This is a genomic window from Variovorax sp. KBW07 (assembly GCF_003852515.1).
In the GTDB taxonomy this organism is placed as follows: Bacteria; Pseudomonadota; Gammaproteobacteria; order Burkholderiales; family Burkholderiaceae_C; genus Variovorax.
Genome location: NZ_QAJK01000040.1, coordinates 1 through 3,042 on the forward strand (window position 1 = coordinate 1; position 3,042 = coordinate 3,042).

The 3,042-nt window shown below is 59.8% G+C and carries 2 protein-coding genes; both read right to left on the bottom strand.

Annotation, left to right across the window (positions count from 1 at the left end):
* Positions 1-213: 213 nt before the first annotated feature.
* Positions 214-2,313, bottom strand: coding sequence for an elongation factor G (gene fusA / locus DBV14_RS08595; protein WP_124458771.1), 2,100 nt, complete (start codon positions 2,311-2,313; stop codon positions 214-216).
* 96 nt (positions 2,314-2,409) lie between these two features.
* Positions 2,410-2,883: a 30S ribosomal protein S7 gene (gene rpsG / locus DBV14_RS08600; RefSeq protein ID WP_013543947.1), complete on the bottom strand. Its 474-nt coding sequence runs from the start codon at positions 2,881-2,883 to the stop codon at positions 2,410-2,412.
* Between the last annotated feature and the right edge of the window lie 159 nt (positions 2,884-3,042).

Here is a 3,042-nt window from a genome sequence, read left to right on the forward strand (position 1 = left end):
ATTTACCTTTTGCCATTTTTCAATCCTTGAAAGAGCATTTCCCGTGTATTGGTTTTATGTCTGCACCCGATTGCTGGTTCGCCTCGCACGGGAACGTGGCGGCACCGGATCGCAGACAACGAAGGCCACGCACTGCGTGACCTCACATTCTTTTCAATCAGTTGGGGACAGAGCAAATTCGCTGCGCGAATCCTGGTCTGTCCCACAAAGACATTACTTAGCGCGAGCAGCCACGATGGCTTCAGCAACGTTGCGCGGAGCTTCAGCGTAGTGCTTGAACTCCATCGTGTACGTTGCACGGCCTTGCGACATCGAGCGCAGCGTGGTCGAGTAGCCGAACATTTCCGACAGCGGCACTTCGGCCTTGATGGACTTGCCGCCACCGATCATGTCGTCCATGCCTTGCACCATGCCGCGACGCGAGGACAGATCGCCCATCACGTTGCCGGCGTAGTCTTCAGGCGTTTCGACTTCCACGGCCATCATCGGCTCCAGGATCACGGGGCTGGCCTTGCGGGCGCCTTCCTTGAAACCGAAGATCGCGGCCATCTTGAATGCCATTTCGTTCGAGTCCACGTCGTGGTACGAGCCGAAGTGCAGCGTGACCTTGACGTCGACGACGGGGTAGCCCGCCAGCACGCCTTGCGTCAGTGCTTCCACAACGCCCTTTTCCACCGCGGGGATGTATTCGCGAGGAACCACACCGCCCTTGATGGCGTCGACGAACTCGAAACCCTTGCCCGCTTCTTGCGGCTCGAGCTTCAGGATGACGTGACCATACTGGCCCTTGCCGCCCGACTGGCGAACGAACTTGCCTTCGGCGTCTTCGACGGTCTTGCGGATCGTTTCGCGGTAAGCCACTTGCGGCTTGCCCACGTTGGCTTCCACGCCGAATTCGCGCTTCATGCGGTCCACGATGATTTCAAGGTGGAGCTCGCCCATGCCGGCGATGATGGTCTGGCCCGATTCTTCGTCGGTCTTGACGCGGAACGAAGGATCTTCCTGAGCGAGACGCTGCAGGGCGATGCCCATCTTTTCCTGGTCGGCCTTGGTCTTGGGCTCGACAGCCTGCGAGATCACCGATTCCGGGAACACCATGCGCTCGAGCGTCACGATGGCCGTCGGGTCGCACAGGGTTTCGCCCGTGGTGACTTCCTTCAGGCCCACGCAGGCGGCGATGTCGCCGGCGCGGATTTCGTTGACTTCTTCGCGGTTGTTGGCGTGCATCTGCACGATACGGCCAATGCGTTCCTTCTTGCCGCGCACCGGGTTGTAGACGCTGTCGCCCTTGGTCAGCACGCCCGAATAGACGCGCACGAAGGTCAACTGGCCCACGAACGGGTCGGTCATCAGCTTGAATGCCAGGGCCGAGAACTTTTCGCTGTCGTCAGCCTTGCGGATCACGGGCGCTTCGTCTTCGTCCAGGCCATTGACCGGGGGAATGTCGGTCGGAGCAGGCATGTATTCGACGACGGCGTCGAGCATGGCCTGCACGCCCTTGTTCTTGAAGGCCGAGCCGCACAGCATCGGCTGGATTTCGCCGGCGATGGTGCGCTGGCGGATGGCCTTCTTGATTTCTTCCTCGGTCAGCTCATTGCCTTCGAGGTACTTGTTCATCAGCTCTTCGCTGGCTTCGGCAGCGGCTTCGACGAGCTTTTCACGGTACTCGGCGCAAACGGCGGTCAGGTTCGCCGGGATTTCGCCGTAGGTGAAGGTGATGCCCTTGTCTTCGTCCCAGATGATGGCCTTCATCTTCACGAGGTCGACGATGCCCTGGAAGTGCTCTTCGGCACCGATCGGGATCTGGATCACGACGGGGTTGGCCTTCAGGCGGTCCACCATCATCTGGCGCACGCGCAGGAAGTCGGCGCCAGTGCGGTCCATCTTGTTGACGAACGCGAGGCGCGGAACCTTGTACTTGTTGGCCTGGCGCCAGACGGTTTCCGACTGGGGCTGCACGCCGCCGACGGCGTCGTACACCATGACAGCGCCGTCCAGCACGCGCATCGAGCGCTCGACTTCAATGGTGAAGTCAACGTGGCCGGGGGTGTCGATGATGTTGATACGGTGTTCTTCGAACTTGCCAGCCATGCCCTTCCAGAAGCAGGTGGTGGCAGCGGACGTGATCGTGATGCCGCGCTCTTGCTCTTGCTCCATCCAGTCCATCGTGGCGGCGCCGTCGTGCACTTCACCGATCTTGTGGTTCACACCGGTGTAGAACAGGATACGTTCGGTCGTCGTGGTCTTGCCAGCGTCGATGTGCGCGGAGATGCCGATGTTGCGGTAGCGCTCGATGGGGGTCTTGCGGGACATGATTTACTTTCGGGTTGAAATGCGTTGAGCGCTGGGCCCCGAGTACGGGCACAACGCCCGACACTCAGCACCCAACGCCCAAGCGAAGTTTGATTTTTAGAAGCGGAAGTGGCTGAACGCCCGGTTGGCTTCTGCCATGCGGTGCACTTCGTCGCGCTTCTTCATGGCGCCGCCACGGCCTTCCGTGGCTTCCATCAGTTCGTTGGCCAAACGCAGGGCCATCGACTTTTCGCCGCGCTTGCGGGCAGCTTCCTTGATCCAGCGCATCGACAGGGCGAGGCGACGGACGGGACGGACTTCGACCGGCACTTGATAGTTCGCACCGCCAACGCGGCGCGACTTCACTTCGACCATCGGCTTCACGTTGTTGATGGCAACGGTGAACGCTTCGAGGGGGTCCTTGTCCGGGTTCTTCTTTTCGATGAAGTCGAGCGCGCCATAAATGATGCGCTCGGCGATCGCCTTCTTGCCGCCTTCCATGATCACGTTCATGAACTTCGACAGCTCGACATTGCCGTACTTGGGATCCGGCAGGATTTCACGTTTGGGGACTTCGCGACGACGTGGCATTTTTCTAACCTCTTTGCTTCAGTTGGCACCGTTTCCGGTACCGCGAGAGCCAGTTCGAACTCTCACTTACTCGACCCGACATTGGGTCACTTCGTTCGACAAGCCCGCCAAGGCCATCGAACACCGCTTGTTTTTTTACAACAGGAAGGCTTAAGCCTT

Bases quoted from the DNA above. Each gene is read 5' to 3' on its own strand.
- fusA (WP_124458771.1), bottom strand. From the start codon at position 2,313: ATGTCCCGCAAGACCCCCATCGAGCGCTACCGCAACATCGGCATCTCC.
- rpsG (WP_013543947.1), bottom strand. From the start codon at position 2,883: ATGCCACGTCGTCGCGAAGTCCCCAAACGTGAAATCCTGCCGGATCCC.